Below are 13,589 nucleotides of genomic sequence, written 5' to 3'. Positions count from 1 at the left end.
GCTCACAGATCCAGGGCGGCGTCCGCCACGCCCGCGCCGCCGCGGGAATTGATGACCTGATCCAGGTCCGCCTTCAGCCATATCTGGCGCCTGCCGCGCTTGACCGCGGGCCTCGGGTAGGTTCCCGCCCGCACCTCGCGCAAGAAAGACTCAGCCGAGCGCTCTCCGCAATAGCCTGCGGCCATTTCCACAGGCATGCGCGGTGGCCAGAGACCGGCCGGGATGAGGGTGGGGCGGCTCATCAGGAATCGTCCGCCAGATCTTCGTCGGTGATGACGGGCGTGGCCGGATCGCCGTCCTGGTCGATATCGTTGTCCAGAACGCGTTCCGTCATGCTGATCGCGAGCTCAGTATTGGCGGTGATGATGCCGAAGGGGCGAGGCTCCGAGGGCCATCCAAGCGGACCGGGACCGCGTTCCTTCCATCGTGCGTGACGGGCGGCATCCTCGTCCGCGAAGTCCCGCCGCCACAGCCAATAGGAGCCCGGCGTGTTGCAGGTAAACTCCCAGCCATGCCGCTTGAGGTAGGCATGTTGGAGCGAGACCAGCTCGTCGTGGGCGACGCGGATCTTCTGGTTCGGGGTATATTCAGCCATGGCGGCGGTCCGTCCTGTTGTTCTTTTCAGAGATGAACGTGGCTGGGTAGCCGAAGATCAGTCGGGCAGCCTGGTCGAGGCCCTCGACACGGCCGCGGCTCTGGCCGACGGTGTAGCTGGCGATGGCAACGATGCTCGTCCAGATGAGTATTGCGATGAGCGTGGTCATGGCGCGACGCCCTCTAGCTGGTCCTCAAGGGAGCGTCGACCTTCGAATGCCGCCGGCATCTCGTCGTGCAGCATGCCGTCGAGTTTGCGGCCGGCGGACTTCTTCGAGCAGGCACGCATTACGTGAACGCGCTCGCCATGAAAGCCGCGGCCGCCAGCAAGGTTCAGGATCTGGAAAGTCGGCTCTTTGTAGTCGCTGTAGGGCTGGCGCCAGTCCGGATCATCGCGGTCCCGATCGATCTCCGGACGCCAACTGCCCCACTGCTTGAAGAGAAACGGCACGCCCGCTGCGAGGCATTGATCCCGCAGCGAGCGTGCCCAGTCCGGGTGCATCGGGCGGGAGCCGGGGCCAGACTCCCCGCCGACGATGACCCAGTTCAATCCCTTCGGCAGCGCGAGCGCATCGAGCTTGATACCCATCGCACGTGCCTCGGGCGTCGCCGCCTCAATGAAGGAAAGATCGATGGGCCCGAGCAGCGGCTCGGCCGAGATGAATCGGACCGCAGCCGGTGTCGCGAGCAACTCCGGAATCCGCTCGTCGGCTTCCTTCTGCCGCTCAGTCGAGACGCCGAGCCAGACATTGGGGAGCGGCCACAGCGCTAGCTCGAAGTCGACATCTTTGAAGCCGAGCTCATCGCTGCGTTTAATTGCCTGCCCGTAACCGCGGCTGCCTGGCGCGAGATGTTGGGACCAAAGCTGATCGGCGATCAACGCGATGCGCGCGGTTGCCTCATAGTGGGACAGATATTTCCGCATCCGCGTCGCCCGCTTCGTCAGCACCTGGAATGTATGCTGCGGCGTCAGCGCCATGATGGCGAACACCTGGTCGATCCACTCATCCGGAACAGCCTCGTGAAACAGATCGCTCATCGAATTAACGAAGTAGAGCGTCGGCTTCCTGTTGCGCAGAGGCTCCAGCAACGTCTTCTCCGAGGCCCGCTTGAGCACGCCGGTCCAGACCGCGTTGCCGTTCACGCGTTGCGTGGTGCCGTCATATTGCGGCGCTGTCGGCTTGCGCGTCGAGCTCTCGCGAGCCTCCCTGTTCATTGCCTCGATCCGCGCGGCCATGGTCATGGCGTAGCAGTTGGTGCAGCCGGGCGAGACGATGCTGCAGCCGACGATCGGATTCCAAGTGGCTTGCGTCCATTCGATCGAGGTCTTGCTCATGAGTGGCACTCCGGGTGCGTCATCGGGTTTTCGCGGATGAGGCTCACTTGGGCGATCCTCCCACATCAACGCTCATGCTTCGCACTCCGGACGCATGCAGCTTATGGCAGATGTCGGGAAAGGACGGTCGCTGTAAGCGCCGCAAATCGAGCAAGTATGCCGACACTCGCGAATTATTTCGGTGCCGTCCGCCAAGCGGATGGTTTGAACGATCGTTCCGTCGAGCTTTTCGGACTGCTCCAGAATCGTCTCTCTAGCCATTTTTAGTCCCTTGATCTTGCGAAGACATTGGTTATCCGTGCGTCGAAATTCCGCGTTGCCCGCGCTCGATCGCGTTCTGAATGCCGTCAACCAGCCCTTCGCCGTACACGTTCACCGGCGCCTGTGGGTCGAACACCTTCCCATACTCGACCTTTAGGTAAATCCACCGGACGTACATCCAGATCACGACGAGCATGAAGCCGATTAAGGCCAGCAAAATTTCGGTGTTGCTCATGTCACTTTGACTCCGGGCGCGATAGCGCTGAAGTCTCAGGCTCCTCAAATTTGGAGAACCAATGCTCGTTTTTTTCTAGCCACTCGGCCTCACGGCCCAGCCGAATAGCCGTAGTCCGGTGGAAACAGACCTCAGTGATCGCCCATACCTTCACGCGAGGAAAATCTCGGGTCTTGACGTTGCTGGCGTAGTTGATCTTCCCGTCTTCGACCTCGTAAAAGCACGATGTGAGCTTACCGATGGTTGCCTTCATCATCGTGCCGGGCTTCTTGAAGCGCATCCGCCCACCAGTGTGCGAAACGGTGCCGCCCATGCCACCGTACACAGGGCTGCTGGCCGAGCCGGACCGAAAACTCTGAGACGCTGTATGTCCGTCTTCAACCCAACCGCTGGCGAGCAGCAGATCAACAACGCGCTGGGCCGGATTGCTGTCTCCTTTATGACCGCCCCTCATTTTGAGCGCTCCGTCGTATCTGGCGCTCTCCGCGGTTCAGACGTTGGGCGCGTAATTGCCAATGCGGCATTCCACGCGCTGCGCAAATCGTCCTTAAAGCTATTCGGCAGGTGCGAGGTGCCCCGGTCTGGATCAGGAAAGCGTCCGTCGAACCATGCGTCAAACACTCCCGCTTCCTCCTCCCTCTTCACCGGAGCGGTCGCCGGATGGGCGGCGAGGGCGCGAATTTTCGATGCTGCGACGCGCGCGCTTGATCCAATATGGACCGGCCAGAGCGTCGCCTCATCGTCAACGATCTTGGCGCACTGCTCGATCGCGTCGCTCCAGCCGGCTTTGAAGCCGAGATCATGCAGTTCGTCGGCGCGCTTCAGGACGGGATGTTCCTCGCCAGGCTCTCGCGTTACCTGTTGTTGAGCATTGATCTGGCGGCGCAAGTCGCCAATGATAGTTTGATACTTCCGGATGATCTTGCGAGCCAGATCCGGCGTGAAGTCGCTATCGTCGTCTGGAATATTCGGAAGGTCACTTTCAGATGAGCGCGGAGCAGCACGGCTTTCGGCCATCTTGGCGTTCAATTCGCTAAGTGAATCTACGGCCTCATCATTCTGCTGACGCAGCCGCTCGATCTCTCGCTTTGCCTGCGAGCACAGATCATTCGGATAGTTGGGCATCGCCAGCCTGGCATAGTCGGCGGCGAGGGCATTGCAAAGTTCTTCAAATGCGACGGGAAGATCGTCGTCAATGCCATCGCACAGGCGTTTGTCGATTGCGGCCTTGGCGAACTCTGCTGCTTTGCGCAGGTCATCTGTCGCAGTCTCTGGCGCGATATATGCGCTGTCAGGGAACTGCATCCACCGATTGATCTTGTCGGCCTTGATGTAGGTATCATCGGCCGTCTTGAAGTCGTAGGTCCACTCCTCCGGGAGCGCAGTCAGGCAGACGCGATCACCGAAGGTGGTTTCCGCGATGAACCATTCCTCTGACCATGGCTTTGGAGGCGGCCCATCGCGCCACTCCAGGCGCAGTTCCTCTGTTTGGGCAGCAGTAACAGGGTCTAGGTAGTCTGCTAGCGCGCGCAAACGCGACGCTTCGTTCTTCAAGAGATCGTTAAAATGCTCAGCGTCGCTCTTTCCTTGAGGCGCGGCTTGTTGCTCGCTCACGATTTCTTCTCCACAACAATGGGCGTCATTTTCGCCTCCAGCATGCGCCGCTCGAGCGCGAGCTTGTCGAGTTCGTCGCATTCGAGCGGGACGTTAATGATCTCGCAGTTACCGGCGAAGCCGGCTTCGAACAGGCGCTCGTGGATCATGCGCCGGCAGCGAGATTCGGTCGGAATGAACTCGGCCATCAGGGACTGCACGAGCTGGGCGAACCGTTCGGCGCGGCGATAGCGGGGCGTGTCCTCCCGCCTGTCCTCGCGAATCTTCAGCTGCAGAGCCGCCGTGTCCTGGTCGTTGCGCACGCGTATGATGTAGGGATCGAAGGGCGAGTTTCTGATCATTCTTCGTCCTCCTCGTCATCATCGGTCGGGTTCGGAATCGCCAGAACCGCGACGACGTGTTGCCGTGCCGCGCCGAACGGGATCGACAGGATCGGCTCGCGCGAGCAGGGATAGTGGTGCAGCGTGTAGACGGCGGCGATCAGCCGATCGTCAGGAACGATACTGATCGTGCAGCCGCCGCCATTGATCTCGGCGGCGGCTCGGGCCGCCTGGTTGGCGTTCCTGACCATGTTCGTCGCCTCCATCATCTCGCCGAGGCTGACGTCCTCGAGGGACGGCAGGTCCTTGTCGAGACCGATGGTGACGAAGCAGCGGGCATTGATGGCCTGTACAATCTCGCGGGCGCGGGAGAGCTCCATAGTCATCACCCCAGCTTCACTTCGATATCGGTTGCGAGCGGTGTGCGCTCCCAGTTGTCGCGTACGATCGCGGTGAGTAGTTCACAGATGTGCGTCGTGTAGAGTTCGACCTGGACGCGGTCTGCGCCACGGTTCTTACAGATGAAGCCGATCGCTGCGCCTGCCATCTGCAGCGTGGCGTTTATGACTGTCTCGGCCGAATGGCCGTCGGCACAATGGTTGAATGCCTGCATCAGCGCGGCGATCTCGACCGGAAAATTTGGATCGCGGGTGACAGCCATAACTGTCACTCCGCGGCCATGATGGTGAGGGGCGCTGGCTCCATCGCCTCGGACAGCGCGGCGATGGAGGCGGCGATGGTGGCGCGGACCTTGGCATTGGGGATGCGCACAAAAGCCCTCGCGATCATCAGACCCTCGCGGCTCGCCATGAACTCGTCCATCAGAGAGAATTCGGCGCCCGCCAGCTTGCTCGTGTCTGCGCCCGGCGCGCCCTGGTAGAAGAAGCCGACATCGACATCGAGGAGGCGGGCGATCTCCGCCATGCGAGAGCCGCCGACGCGGTTGGTGCCCTTCTCGTATTTCTGGACCTGCTGGAAGCTGACGCCGAGGGCATCAGCGAGCTTTTCCTGGGTGAGGCCGAGCTGCATGCGGCGCATGCGGATGCGCGTTCCGATGTGCTTGTCGATGGAATTGGGCTGTTTCATCGCGCGGCGCCCTCCAGCATCGAGACGGCGAGCGCGTAGCCGGGCGAGGCGACCTTGGCGATGGCAACGCTAGGGGCGCTCCAGAACAGCGAGAGCTTGACCGGACCGTTGCGATGATCGCCGGTCAGCGTGCCGTGCAGCATGTCGATCTCGTCGGGCGTGAGATGGCGCCACTTCGGGATGGCGCAGCGGCCGTGCATCACGCCGATCGGCGAGGGGACGCAGAGCTGACCGAAGGAGAAGCCGCGCTCCTTCAGATAGGCTTGTGCCTCGGTGAGCGCGGAGAAGGCCACGCCAGGCGTGCCGGCAAACTCCTTGGTGAAGGCGGCCTGATCGGCGCGCGGGTCGGTTTGATATTGCGGAAGGCGATGGATGATGCTCATGAATTTTCCCCTGAAATGTTCGAATAAAAAGCCGTGTTCCCCTATGCCCCTGGCGGCAGAGACGGTCCCTGGTTGGACGGAGTTACGGAATGGCCGAACATGCGTCGGTGCGCTTCGGCCTCATCGACGAGCCACCGGCGGTCGCCATAGAAGGAATCGTCAGTAAGGACGTCAGCCTGCTCCATGAGAGCGATGAGAATTTCCGCTCGCGAGAAGCTGATATCCAGCTTGCGCTGGACGTAGCTGATGCAGCCCGTGAGGCGCTCCTTCTGGCGGAGGTGATCGTGAGCGCGGAAGAGCTGCGTATGGAGGATGCTGAGGAGGCTCATGCTGTCCCCTGCGGTGCTGGGAAACGTCGGGAAAGCAGCGCGAGCGAACTAGGGTATTCCGGCTCGATCGGGTGCGAAGCGAGGATGCTCACGCCATCGCAGCCGACGCGCGGATCCTCGTAGACGATCTGGGGCGTTGGACCGCGCAGGCCTGCGACCCAGCAGAAGGTGCGGGGGCGGGCGTTCATGTTGCCATCCCCTCGGTTGCCGCAGACTTCGCGTGTTCGTTGGCTGCCTTGCTGCCGAAGATCAGCGTGGGGCTGCCCGGCGAACTGTGATCAAGCTCGGATGGGCGGAAAGTTTTGTGGCCGCCAGCGTAGAACTTGATCTCCTTGCGGACTGCGGCCTTGGAGATGCCGAAAATCGCCGTCTTGCCCTCGGCGATCTCGAAGATTATCCAGCAATGCTGGGCTCTGCGGAGCAACCGACCGGCATCGGCGAGCGTGACACCGAATTCAGATGGTTGCTGCTCTTCCTCGCGGCGCTCGAGGGCGCGGGCCATACCCTCGCTGATCATGCCGCGCTCCTGTCCTGAATCGACAGCGCAAACTCGACCGCGCTCTCACCTTCGAGGAAGGCCTCACAGGCCTGCTCGAGGCTGTTGTCGGAAAGGGATGTGCCCATGAGGCCCTCGACGCGGGCCACGTAAGCGTTCCAGCGGGTCTCCGAGTTACCGGAGAAGCAGATGCGTGAGATGGGCAGGATGGTCATGACCGGCTCATCTCCGTGGCGACCGCTTCCAGAGTCCGATCGAGATCAGCTTCGGGCAGCCGGGCGACGATGCGCGGGCGGCGCTCGACCACCCCGCCGCCGATCTTGCGCTTGACGTGCGAGTTGCGGCCGCCGGGCAGGGGGAAGCGCGAGACGTGTGCGCCGATGTGTCGACGGTGGATGCGGTCGCACTTGGCGACGAGCGGATGCACGACCTGGGCGCCGTGCAGGCGATTGCAGCGGGCATGCGCAACACCCTCTGCATCGCGCGGCCTCAAGACGTTGGGTGCGTCCTCCGGATCATGGGAGGCGTCCCAAGCCTGGCCGGGCGTGATCGGCAGGCCGCAGATGTTGCAATCGGGAAAATCCTTGGTGCCGCGGCAGCGCTCGTAGAGTGCTTCCCGCTGGGCCGACGATAGGCGTCGCCGTGTGTAAGTGAGTGCCATGACAAAACCCTCTCAGGTTGAGTCGGCAGAATACTCGGATATTCGATATTCGCAATATGAAATTGCGAATTAGCTTCCAGAAATTGCGATAGTTGCACATGAAACGCAATAAGCGATGCGATATTCTGACGTCATATCATGGGGTTGGGCATGGGACTGTCGAAGAAATCGCTAGCGCTATTTTTTGTTGGTTGCGCTGGGATGGGCGCCGTTGTGACCGCCATCGTCAGTGCAACGGCGGACCAGCGGAGGCCTGCTCCAGATCGTGCCGCCATGCGCGCATTCCGCGTAACGTCAATGTCGGACGATCAGATCCGCACTGCTAGACGAGCCGCGCAAGAGCGTCTTGAGTTCATTCAGCAGGCCGATCGGCGAGCCGAAGAAGAGGCGCGCCTAGCGCGTCGGGACCTCCTGCAGAAGTGTGCCGATGTCGTGTACGCAACCCGCAATACGGCCGAATGCTCGCCCCGCATGCCACTGACTGCCGGCCTGAAGCTGCGGCTGCCGTCGTTGGAGGATCTGTTCGAGGAGGAGTTGCTTGGGGTCTGCGCTTACGTCTCGAACCGTGCCGAGGCGATCGAGCGCAAGTGCATCCGGGGCTAGCTCACCCGGGGCCGGAACCGGTGCGGCAAGATCAATCCCTTCACGATCACCCGCTCATCGTCGACCAGAAGTGGCTTGCGCAGGGCCGGATCAAAGGTGGCCGCCACCAGGTACGGCGGCTCCAGGAGGCGCATGACGGTCTCCGCCGCACCGCCCCGAAAGTTGTAGACCTGGGCGCAGGCGGGCTCACCGGCGCGCGGCATCGTCGAAAGATCGACTAGGACGATGTCGCCCGGCATGAAGCCGGCACACTCCAGCGCACGCGACTGCATGGTCCATACGTCGATATTTTTCCTTGTGCCGATGACGGCCTTGATCGCGGCCGCGATGGTCGGATCGCCATCCCGGGATTCATAGGGAACCGCATCCTCGCGGAGCGACGGCGCTAGTGTGGCGCCCTCCGGATGCTCAAGTGTCGGCGCCGTCAGGCCGGAATAGGCCTCGAGCTTCGCAATGGTGGTTGCACGCAGCGTCGCCTTTCCGCCGTCCGGCTCGTTGAGCAGTCGGGTGAGGGTGGAAGGTGCTATCTTCAGGTCCGTCGCAATGCGAGTCGGCGGTGTCTTGGTGTGCTCCACCACCCGCTTGACAAAGTCGCGATGCATTTTGGCGACTAGCTGGTCCGACTTAGGCGGCAATTGCGTATTCTCCATAGCGTAAACGCTACGGGGAGTATGCACTACGCAATTTTGCGCTACATCTTGCAACATCGCACTTGACGACTTTCGACGAGTCGGACATCTAATTGCGAATATGCAATATCCTGATTCGATAAGCCAGATAAAAGAACGGGCCGCGAACATCCGCCTGAGGATGAATCACCTGGCCGATCTCGCTGGCGTGCCCCCTTCGACCGCCCACGCGAAGACGCCGGACGGCCGTGAACGCGACGTGAGGTCCTCGACCCTGCGCAAGCTGGCCGAGGCTCAAGTTCAGGAGGAACTCCGCCTCCGCGACTATCTGCTCACCCTGCACCCCATCAGGAACGAGGAGACGGCGGCGTGATCGTGAGCAACGAAAACTATCCGCACTTGCGCAAGGCCTTCGAGATGGTCGAGCGCGACGGCGGCGGCCACCTAGTCGGGCGCATTTACCCGGGCACTTCCATCAATTTCGAGGCCTTCAGCGTTCCGGAGTCCTGGGCCCAGTTGGTGTCGGGTGCAGAGAGCGGTCTCGCTCGCCTGACTGAGGAAGATTTTGAGACCTTTGTGGTTGGCGAACAGTCCGAGCAGGTAGCGATCCTCAAGCGGCAGGGCGATCTCACGCATGCCCACGTCCTGATCGACGGCTACTTCGATGGCTGGCCATCGGAGAATACGCAGCCGTTGCAGGTTTCCGCTAGCAACGCAGATCACCCGCGAGACCCAAATCCCTGGCAGCCCATCACGGATGCCGTCGACCTGAAGCATCTCGGTAAGCTTGCCGAGGAGCTAGGCGAATGCACCAGCGCCGTCTCCCGCTGCATCATCCAGGGCGTCGACGAGCGTGAGCCGATGACGAAGAAGCTCAATCGCGAGTGGCTGGAAGACGAGATCGCCGACGTCCTCGCCAGCATCGAGCTCGTCATCGATCACTTCAAGCTGAACTCGATGAAGATCATCGAGCGCGCCGAGAAAAAGGAGCGGTTCCTCCAGCAATGGCACGCACAAGCATGAAGGCCTCGTATCTCGAGATGCTGCGCGCCCATGTGGACGAGGGCGGCGAGCTGAGCCACAGGAATGGCCTCGATCTCCTCGCCGAGGTCGAGAGGCTCCGTGGCATCCTCGACACGCCGATCCTCGAACCGTTCACGGAGGCTGTCGCCAGCGAAGCCAAGCACCAGGTCTATCGCTGGGGCGCCGAACACGATGCGAAAAAGACAGCCTGGGATTGGTTCTGGACGCTCGGCTACCTCGGCAGCAAGGCCGCACATTCGGCGCTCGCCGGAGACTGGGGCAAAGCCAAGCATCACACGGTCACGGCCGGCGCGCTCCTCGCGAACTGGCATCGCCACATCGTCGCTGCCTCTCAGACAGGGAACGGTTCATGAGTCCAGGCATCACCCTATGCTACGTCTTCGATATTGATGGCACGATCGCCGATTGCTCACATCGGTTGCATCACATCCAGAAGCAGCCGGCCGACTGGACGGCATTCTATGAGGCGTGCGGCAAGGATTCCCCGATCGCCCACATTCTCGACCTGGCGCATGCGCTGTCACACGAGGCCGATATCATCTTCGTCACGGGCCGTTCGGAAGAGTGCCGTAAGGCAACGCTGGCGTGGCTCAAGCGCCATCTGCCTTCGTGTGGTGGCGATTGGTCGTGGAGCGACGACGGCCGCCGCGATCTCTACATGCGCGCCGCGGGCGATCACCGCCCGGACCACATTGTCAAATCCGAGCTCCTCGACCGGCTGATCGCCGACGGGCATCGGCCGATCATGGCCTTCGAGGATCGCGACCAGGTGGTGAAGATGTGGCGTGAGCGCGGAATTCCGTGCGCGCAGGTGGCGCCGGGGAATTTCTGATGGCCGACGTAGTCAACAATCCGCCGCACTACAACCAGCACCCCTCCGGCGTGGAATGCATCACGATCACGGAGCACATGAACTTCAACATCGGTAACGCCGTGAAATACCTGTGGCGCGCCGGATTGAAGTCAGACGACCCAAAGACCGACCTGGAGAAGGCGCGCTGGTACGTCGACCGCGAAATCCAGCGGCTGCGAGCAGCGCAAACGCCTGCCAAGACGCGCAGGTGATGCCATGCGGGGGCAGGGGGTTTCTCTCGATATCGACATCGACCTGATCGGCGCCATCATCGACGACAGCTGGCCATGGTTCGAAGCATGGCTACTGACGCTCGCGCTGGTGCTCGGCATCGCCGTGCTCCTGACGGCCCGCGATATCGTTCGCGCCTGGCGCTCGCCTGTCCGCCGAATGATGAGGCGGCATTGATGGCGCTGCACACGGACCATAGCCCGCGAGGCAAGCGCGCGCTGGAGCTCGCGGTCATCAACGCGTTCTTTGCGCCGGGCTCAGCTGCGCGGATTGCAGCCGCGCTGTCCACGCCCGTGCGCAAGCTGCACGCCGCTGACGTCAACCGCATCTGGGCGGCCGCAAAGGAGCGGGGTGACCTGCCGAAGATCGATCGGCCGGCGAAGGGCCCGGGAACGAGGGCTTCGGTATGAACGTCCTCGAATTCCATGAACTTGCCAAACTGTTCATCCCGATCGAGGGCGACGAGTTCGAGCACCTCGTTGAGGACATCCGCGAGCACGGCATCCGCGACCCCATCACCCTCCATGAGGGACAGGTGCTCGATGGGTGCAACCGGTACCGCGCGCTGGTCGAGATCGCCAAGACCGGCGAGGTGCTCGGGCCCGGCTGGGGCCATCGCGCCAACAGCGCGCTCGACGCGGAAGACCTCGTGCCGCCGCACGTCTGGTTCACCCGCTACAATGCCGCCTTCGAGGGCGACCCGCTCAAATGGGTAATCTCGAAAAACCTGATGCGCCGGCATCTGGACGAAAGCCAGCGTTCCATGGTGGCGGCCGATATCGGCAAGCTCAGTCATGGTGGCGCGCGGGGCAAGTGCTCAATTGAGCCCTTGAGCGCTGCGCAGCGGGCGCGGCTGCTCAGCATTGCGCGGATCAGCGTGCGCCGTGCCGACCAGGTGAAGGAGCACGGTGCCCCGGAACTGGCTGACGCCGTCAGGCGGCGCAAGGTGGCCGTCTCGACCGCCGAGGTGCTGACGCAGCTGCCGCAGGACGAGCAGGCGGAGATTGTCGCCAAGGGCGAGAGAGAGATCCTCGCCAAGGCGAAGGAAATCAACGCCGAGATCCGCTCGCGGCGCCGGCAGGAAGTCCGGCAGATGCACGAGGAACTCTCGCGCAATTCCGCGCCGCTGCCGCAAGACCGCAAGTATCCGGTCATCTACGCCGACCCCGCGACCGAATTCAAATCCGGCTTCGGCAACCGCTCGATCGAGAACCACTACCCGACCGAGAGCATCGACTTCTGGTGCACCCTGCCTGTCGGTGATCTCGCCCTCGATCATTGCCTGCTGTTCTGCTGGACCACGGTACCCCAGCTGGCCGAGACGATCGCGAAGCTGCTGCCGGCCTGGGGGTTCGAGTACAAGTCCTGCCTCTGCTGGGACAAGACATCCCCCGACCATCCGCGCGAGGCGGGGACAGGCTACTGGGTGCGTAACCAGCACGAGCTGCTGCTGGTCGCCACGCGCGGATCGCCGTCGCTTCCTGAGCCCGCGGATGTGCCCGTGTCCATGTATCGCGAACGCAAGGGCGAGCACTCGGCCAAGCCTGATTACTACCGCGACATGATCGAGGCGATGACGCCTGGTCTGTCGCGTATCGAACTCTTCGCCCGCAGCCCGCGACCGGGCTGGGAGCGTTGGGGCAACCAGGCCGGCGTGCCGGCTTCTGCCGAAACCCCTGACGACAGTGAAGCTGCTTAAACCCGAGGGAGTCTTCCATGCGACCGATTACCGATGTGCTGCGTGAGTACCGGAGAGGGCGAGCCGTCGATCTCGCCAGCCAGCGCCTGTCCGAACTGATCATGGCCGTCGACGAGACCAACAAGGCCGGCGAGATCACCATCAAGATCAAGGTGAAGCCGCAGAAAGGTGGCGGCTCCGAGAAGACGCTGCACATCGATGTGAAGTCCAAGATCCCCGAGCTCGAGCTGCCCGAGGCCGTGTTCTTCTCGGATGCCGAAGGCAATTTGCACCGCAGCGATCCCGCCCAGGCCGAGCTGACGTTCCGCGACGCCAGCAAGCCGCAGCCTCAACAGGGCGCCGGCTAGCGGCGCACTCCACCCCTCAGCCCATCCTCAACCGAAGAAAGCACCCTCATGACCAACGACGCCGAAACCATTGCCGAACTCGCCGTGCAGGCCAGTGGCCCTCGCACGGTTCTGACCGCCGACAACCGCGAATTCCTGATCGTGCCGAATGGCTTTACCGAGAAGGAAGTCAGCGATCCCCATGGCCTGAAACTCTCGACGCCGCGCTACATCAGCCAGCGCGTCGAAGTCCAGGCGCTGGATTCCCTTGTCGACTACGTCAACGCCTTCAAAACTGAAGAGACCATGTTGTTCGCCGACATCATGGCCAATTCCATCACGGCGCTGATCGACTATCACGGCAAGGATCAGACGGCGGCGAACGTCGCGCACCAGGTGAAGATGGCGCTACCGTTCTCGGAGGAATGGAAGCTCTGGACGTCGATCGACGGCAAAATGATGGGCCAGCTGGAGTTCGCTCGTTTCCTCGAGGAGAACCATCCCGACATCGCCCAGCCCAACGCGGCCGAACTGATCGAGATGGCGCGCGACCTGCACGCCGCGCGCAACATCAAGTTCACCAAGGTGGTGCGGACCGATTCCGACAACGAGAATTTCACGGCCGAGGACACCACCACCCTCGGCAGCCGGTCGACCGGCAACAGCGTCGAGTTGCCGCGCCAGTTCACGGTCCGCATCCCGATCTACTTCGGCGAGGAGTCGGTCGACCTCTCGGCCTTCCTGCGCTGGAAGGTGGGCGACGAGGGCATGACCCTCGGCATCAAGCTGTGGCGGCCCGAGCATGTGCGCCAAGCGATGTTCAAGCAGATCGTGGTCGGCGCCGCCGAACGCACCAGCCTGACGGCTGTCTTCGGCAAGGCCGGCTAAC

The 13,589-nt window shown here is 62.3% G+C and carries 28 protein-coding genes; 12 read left to right on the top strand and 16 right to left on the bottom strand.

The annotated features are described in order from the left end of the window. Positions 1–2: 2 nt before the first annotated feature. The 12 genes from ACRQ5Q_RS22625 to ACRQ5Q_RS22570 form a co-directional block, all read right to left on the bottom strand. Positions 3–242 (bottom strand): hypothetical protein, encoded by a 240-nt coding sequence (locus ACRQ5Q_RS22625; RefSeq protein ID WP_439392394.1) that lies wholly within the window; start codon positions 240–242, stop codon positions 3–5. Next, entirely contained in the window at positions 242–595 is a 354-nt protein-coding gene (locus ACRQ5Q_RS22620) for a hypothetical protein (RefSeq protein ID WP_439392393.1), read from the bottom strand. The genes ACRQ5Q_RS22625 and ACRQ5Q_RS22620 overlap by 1 nt, the downstream gene beginning before the upstream one ends. Beyond that, the gene (locus ACRQ5Q_RS22615) at positions 588–764 is read right to left on the bottom strand and encodes a hypothetical protein (protein ID WP_439392392.1); all 177 of its coding nucleotides are present in this window, start codon (positions 762–764) and stop codon (positions 588–590) included. The genes ACRQ5Q_RS22620 and ACRQ5Q_RS22615 overlap by 8 nt, the downstream gene beginning before the upstream one ends. Continuing rightward, entirely contained in the window at positions 761–1,930 is a 1,170-nt protein-coding gene (locus ACRQ5Q_RS22610) for a phage Gp37/Gp68 family protein (protein WP_439392391.1), read from the bottom strand. Before ACRQ5Q_RS22610 ends, ACRQ5Q_RS22615 begins: the two co-directional genes overlap by 4 nt. 292 nt (positions 1,931–2,222) lie before the next feature. Further along, positions 2,223–2,426 carry a hypothetical protein gene (locus ACRQ5Q_RS22605; protein ID WP_439392390.1) on the bottom strand — a complete coding sequence of 68 codons (204 nt, stop codon included), beginning with the start codon at positions 2,424–2,426 and terminating at the stop codon, positions 2,223–2,225. Position 2,427: 1 nt separating this feature from the next. Continuing rightward, the gene (locus tag ACRQ5Q_RS22600; RefSeq protein WP_439392389.1) at positions 2,428–2,880 is read right to left on the bottom strand and encodes a hypothetical protein; all 453 of its coding nucleotides are present in this window, start codon (positions 2,878–2,880) and stop codon (positions 2,428–2,430) included. Then, positions 2,877–4,040 (bottom strand): hypothetical protein, encoded by a 1,164-nt coding sequence (locus ACRQ5Q_RS22595; protein ID WP_439392388.1) that lies wholly within the window; start codon positions 4,038–4,040, stop codon positions 2,877–2,879. The genes ACRQ5Q_RS22600 and ACRQ5Q_RS22595 overlap by 4 nt, the downstream gene beginning before the upstream one ends. Next, positions 4,037–4,381, bottom strand: a complete 345-nt coding sequence (locus ACRQ5Q_RS22590; protein WP_439392387.1) for a hypothetical protein — start codon at positions 4,379–4,381, stop codon at positions 4,037–4,039. The genes ACRQ5Q_RS22595 and ACRQ5Q_RS22590 overlap by 4 nt, the downstream gene beginning before the upstream one ends. Beyond that, positions 4,378–4,746 (bottom strand): hypothetical protein, encoded by a 369-nt coding sequence (locus ACRQ5Q_RS22585; RefSeq protein WP_439392386.1) that lies wholly within the window; start codon positions 4,744–4,746, stop codon positions 4,378–4,380. Before ACRQ5Q_RS22585 ends, ACRQ5Q_RS22590 begins: the two co-directional genes overlap by 4 nt. Beyond that, positions 4,746–5,021: a hypothetical protein gene (locus ACRQ5Q_RS22580; protein ID WP_439392385.1), complete on the bottom strand. Its 276-nt coding sequence runs from the start codon at positions 5,019–5,021 to the stop codon at positions 4,746–4,748. The genes ACRQ5Q_RS22585 and ACRQ5Q_RS22580 overlap by 1 nt, the downstream gene beginning before the upstream one ends. Before the next feature lie 5 nt (positions 5,022–5,026). Continuing rightward, positions 5,027–5,446, bottom strand: coding sequence for a helix-turn-helix domain-containing protein (locus ACRQ5Q_RS22575; RefSeq protein WP_439392384.1), 420 nt, complete (start codon positions 5,444–5,446; stop codon positions 5,027–5,029). Then, the gene (locus ACRQ5Q_RS22570) at positions 5,443–5,829 is read right to left on the bottom strand and encodes a hypothetical protein (RefSeq protein ID WP_439392383.1); all 387 of its coding nucleotides are present in this window, start codon (positions 5,827–5,829) and stop codon (positions 5,443–5,445) included. Before ACRQ5Q_RS22570 ends, ACRQ5Q_RS22575 begins: the two co-directional genes overlap by 4 nt. 89 nt (positions 5,830–5,918) lie before the next feature. Between ACRQ5Q_RS22570 and ACRQ5Q_RS22565 the strand changes: the two genes are divergently transcribed. Further along, positions 5,919–6,281 (top strand): hypothetical protein, encoded by a 363-nt coding sequence (locus ACRQ5Q_RS22565; protein ID WP_439392382.1) that lies wholly within the window; start codon positions 5,919–5,921, stop codon positions 6,279–6,281. Between the two features lie 61 nt (positions 6,282–6,342). Here the strand turns inward: ACRQ5Q_RS22565 and ACRQ5Q_RS22560 are convergent, their stop codons facing one another. From ACRQ5Q_RS22560 to ACRQ5Q_RS22550, 3 genes are read right to left on the bottom strand one after another with little or no spacing between them, the layout of a single operon-like run. Beyond that, a complete protein-coding gene (locus ACRQ5Q_RS22560) occupies positions 6,343–6,675 on the bottom strand; it encodes a hypothetical protein (RefSeq protein WP_439392381.1) in 333 nt (110 codons plus the stop codon). Then, positions 6,672–6,869: a hypothetical protein gene (locus tag ACRQ5Q_RS22555; protein ID WP_439392380.1), complete on the bottom strand. Its 198-nt coding sequence runs from the start codon at positions 6,867–6,869 to the stop codon at positions 6,672–6,674. Before ACRQ5Q_RS22555 ends, ACRQ5Q_RS22560 begins: the two co-directional genes overlap by 4 nt. Next, positions 6,866–7,315: a hypothetical protein gene (locus ACRQ5Q_RS22550; protein WP_439392379.1), complete on the bottom strand. Its 450-nt coding sequence runs from the start codon at positions 7,313–7,315 to the stop codon at positions 6,866–6,868. Before ACRQ5Q_RS22550 ends, ACRQ5Q_RS22555 begins: the two co-directional genes overlap by 4 nt. 150 nt (positions 7,316–7,465) lie before the next feature. Here ACRQ5Q_RS22550 and ACRQ5Q_RS22545 point away from each other — a divergent pair, with 150 nt between their 5' ends. Beyond that, entirely contained in the window at positions 7,466–7,918 is a 453-nt protein-coding gene (locus ACRQ5Q_RS22545) for a hypothetical protein (protein WP_439392378.1), read from the top strand. Here ACRQ5Q_RS22545 and ACRQ5Q_RS22540 read toward each other — a convergent pair. Further along, positions 7,915–8,553 (bottom strand): hypothetical protein, encoded by a 639-nt coding sequence (locus tag ACRQ5Q_RS22540; RefSeq protein WP_439392377.1) that lies wholly within the window; start codon positions 8,551–8,553, stop codon positions 7,915–7,917. The two genes, ACRQ5Q_RS22545 and ACRQ5Q_RS22540, sit on opposite strands and share 4 nt — an antisense overlap. A 115-nt stretch (positions 8,554–8,668) precedes the next feature. On the opposite strand from ACRQ5Q_RS22540, the gene ACRQ5Q_RS22535 reads away from it, so the two are divergent. From ACRQ5Q_RS22535 to ACRQ5Q_RS22490, 10 genes are read left to right on the top strand one after another with little or no spacing between them, the layout of a single operon-like run. Beyond that, a complete protein-coding gene (locus ACRQ5Q_RS22535) occupies positions 8,669–8,920 on the top strand; it encodes a hypothetical protein (protein ID WP_439392376.1) in 252 nt (83 codons plus the stop codon). Positions 8,921–8,946: 26 nt separating this feature from the next. After that, positions 8,947–9,570 (top strand): hypothetical protein, encoded by a 624-nt coding sequence (locus tag ACRQ5Q_RS22530; protein WP_439392375.1) that lies wholly within the window; start codon positions 8,947–8,949, stop codon positions 9,568–9,570. Then, positions 9,552–9,944 (top strand): hypothetical protein, encoded by a 393-nt coding sequence (locus ACRQ5Q_RS22525; protein ID WP_439392374.1) that lies wholly within the window; start codon positions 9,552–9,554, stop codon positions 9,942–9,944. Before ACRQ5Q_RS22530 ends, ACRQ5Q_RS22525 begins: the two co-directional genes overlap by 19 nt. Further along, on the top strand, positions 9,941–10,423 hold the full coding sequence (locus ACRQ5Q_RS22520) for an HAD family acid phosphatase (RefSeq protein WP_439392373.1): 483 nt from the start codon (positions 9,941–9,943) through the stop codon (positions 10,421–10,423). Before ACRQ5Q_RS22525 ends, ACRQ5Q_RS22520 begins: the two co-directional genes overlap by 4 nt. Then, positions 10,423–10,656: a DUF3310 domain-containing protein gene (locus ACRQ5Q_RS22515; protein WP_439392372.1), complete on the top strand. Its 234-nt coding sequence runs from the start codon at positions 10,423–10,425 to the stop codon at positions 10,654–10,656. The genes ACRQ5Q_RS22520 and ACRQ5Q_RS22515 overlap by 1 nt, the downstream gene beginning before the upstream one ends. A gap of 4 nt (positions 10,657–10,660) precedes the next feature. Continuing rightward, complete coding sequence (locus ACRQ5Q_RS22510; protein ID WP_439392371.1) at positions 10,661–10,852, top strand: hypothetical protein; 192 nt, start codon at positions 10,661–10,663, stop codon at positions 10,850–10,852. After that, a complete protein-coding gene (locus ACRQ5Q_RS22505; protein WP_439392370.1) occupies positions 10,852–11,085 on the top strand; it encodes a hypothetical protein in 234 nt (77 codons plus the stop codon). Before ACRQ5Q_RS22510 ends, ACRQ5Q_RS22505 begins: the two co-directional genes overlap by 1 nt. Further along, on the top strand, positions 11,082–12,374 hold the full coding sequence (locus ACRQ5Q_RS22500) for an MT-A70 family methyltransferase (RefSeq protein WP_439392369.1): 1,293 nt from the start codon (positions 11,082–11,084) through the stop codon (positions 12,372–12,374). The genes ACRQ5Q_RS22505 and ACRQ5Q_RS22500 overlap by 4 nt, the downstream gene beginning before the upstream one ends. A 17-nt stretch (positions 12,375–12,391) precedes the next feature. Then, entirely contained in the window at positions 12,392–12,721 is a 330-nt protein-coding gene (locus ACRQ5Q_RS22495) for a hypothetical protein (protein ID WP_439392368.1), read from the top strand. A gap of 48 nt (positions 12,722–12,769) precedes the next feature. Next, complete coding sequence (locus ACRQ5Q_RS22490; RefSeq protein ID WP_439392367.1) at positions 12,770–13,588, top strand: DUF2303 family protein; 819 nt, start codon at positions 12,770–12,772, stop codon at positions 13,586–13,588. The last annotated feature ends 1 nt before the right edge of the window (position 13,589 follow it).

Source organism: Bradyrhizobium sp. PMVTL-01 (genome assembly GCF_051861855.1).
In the GTDB taxonomy this organism is placed as follows: Bacteria; Pseudomonadota; Alphaproteobacteria; order Rhizobiales; family Xanthobacteraceae; genus Bradyrhizobium.
Note: the sequence above shows the minus strand (reverse complement) of the source record. Positions and strands in the feature narration are given on the sequence as shown.

Coding starts and splice junctions, on each gene's coding strand:
- ACRQ5Q_RS22625 (WP_439392394.1), bottom strand. CDS start 242: ATGAGCCGCCCCACCCTCATCCCGGCCGGTCTCTGGCCACCGCGCATG.
- ACRQ5Q_RS22620 (WP_439392393.1), bottom strand. CDS start 595: ATGGCTGAATATACCCCGAACCAGAAGATCCGCGTCGCCCACGACGAG.
- ACRQ5Q_RS22615 (WP_439392392.1), bottom strand. CDS start 764: ATGACCACGCTCATCGCAATACTCATCTGGACGAGCATCGTTGCCATC.
- ACRQ5Q_RS22610 (WP_439392391.1), bottom strand. CDS start 1,930: ATGAGCAAGACCTCGATCGAATGGACGCAAGCCACTTGGAATCCGATC.
- ACRQ5Q_RS22605 (WP_439392390.1), bottom strand. CDS start 2,426: ATGAGCAACACCGAAATTTTGCTGGCCTTAATCGGCTTCATGCTCGTC.
- ACRQ5Q_RS22600 (WP_439392389.1), bottom strand. CDS start 2,880: ATGAGGGGCGGTCATAAAGGAGACAGCAATCCGGCCCAGCGCGTTGTT.
- ACRQ5Q_RS22590 (WP_439392387.1), bottom strand. CDS start 4,381: ATGATCAGAAACTCGCCCTTCGATCCCTACATCATACGCGTGCGCAAC.
- ACRQ5Q_RS22585 (WP_439392386.1), bottom strand. CDS start 4,746: ATGACTATGGAGCTCTCCCGCGCCCGCGAGATTGTACAGGCCATCAAT.
- ACRQ5Q_RS22580 (WP_439392385.1), bottom strand. CDS start 5,021: ATGGCTGTCACCCGCGATCCAAATTTTCCGGTCGAGATCGCCGCGCTG.
- ACRQ5Q_RS22575 (WP_439392384.1), bottom strand. CDS start 5,446: ATGAAACAGCCCAATTCCATCGACAAGCACATCGGAACGCGCATCCGC.
- ACRQ5Q_RS22570 (WP_439392383.1), bottom strand. CDS start 5,829: ATGAGCATCATCCATCGCCTTCCGCAATATCAAACCGACCCGCGCGCC.
- ACRQ5Q_RS22565 (WP_439392382.1), top strand. CDS start 5,919: ATGGCCGAACATGCGTCGGTGCGCTTCGGCCTCATCGACGAGCCACCG.
- ACRQ5Q_RS22560 (WP_439392381.1), bottom strand. CDS start 6,675: ATGATCAGCGAGGGTATGGCCCGCGCCCTCGAGCGCCGCGAGGAAGAG.
- ACRQ5Q_RS22555 (WP_439392380.1), bottom strand. CDS start 6,869: ATGACCATCCTGCCCATCTCACGCATCTGCTTCTCCGGTAACTCGGAG.
- ACRQ5Q_RS22550 (WP_439392379.1), bottom strand. CDS start 7,315: ATGGCACTCACTTACACACGGCGACGCCTATCGTCGGCCCAGCGGGAA.
- ACRQ5Q_RS22545 (WP_439392378.1), top strand. CDS start 7,466: ATGGGACTGTCGAAGAAATCGCTAGCGCTATTTTTTGTTGGTTGCGCT.
- ACRQ5Q_RS22535 (WP_439392376.1), top strand. CDS start 8,669: ATGCAATATCCTGATTCGATAAGCCAGATAAAAGAACGGGCCGCGAAC.
- ACRQ5Q_RS22525 (WP_439392374.1), top strand. CDS start 9,552: ATGGCACGCACAAGCATGAAGGCCTCGTATCTCGAGATGCTGCGCGCC.
- ACRQ5Q_RS22520 (WP_439392373.1), top strand. CDS start 9,941: ATGAGTCCAGGCATCACCCTATGCTACGTCTTCGATATTGATGGCACG.
- ACRQ5Q_RS22515 (WP_439392372.1), top strand. CDS start 10,423: ATGGCCGACGTAGTCAACAATCCGCCGCACTACAACCAGCACCCCTCC.
- ACRQ5Q_RS22510 (WP_439392371.1), top strand. CDS start 10,661: ATGCGGGGGCAGGGGGTTTCTCTCGATATCGACATCGACCTGATCGGC.
- ACRQ5Q_RS22505 (WP_439392370.1), top strand. CDS start 10,852: ATGGCGCTGCACACGGACCATAGCCCGCGAGGCAAGCGCGCGCTGGAG.
- ACRQ5Q_RS22500 (WP_439392369.1), top strand. CDS start 11,082: ATGAACGTCCTCGAATTCCATGAACTTGCCAAACTGTTCATCCCGATC.
- ACRQ5Q_RS22495 (WP_439392368.1), top strand. CDS start 12,392: ATGCGACCGATTACCGATGTGCTGCGTGAGTACCGGAGAGGGCGAGCC.
- ACRQ5Q_RS22490 (WP_439392367.1), top strand. CDS start 12,770: ATGACCAACGACGCCGAAACCATTGCCGAACTCGCCGTGCAGGCCAGT.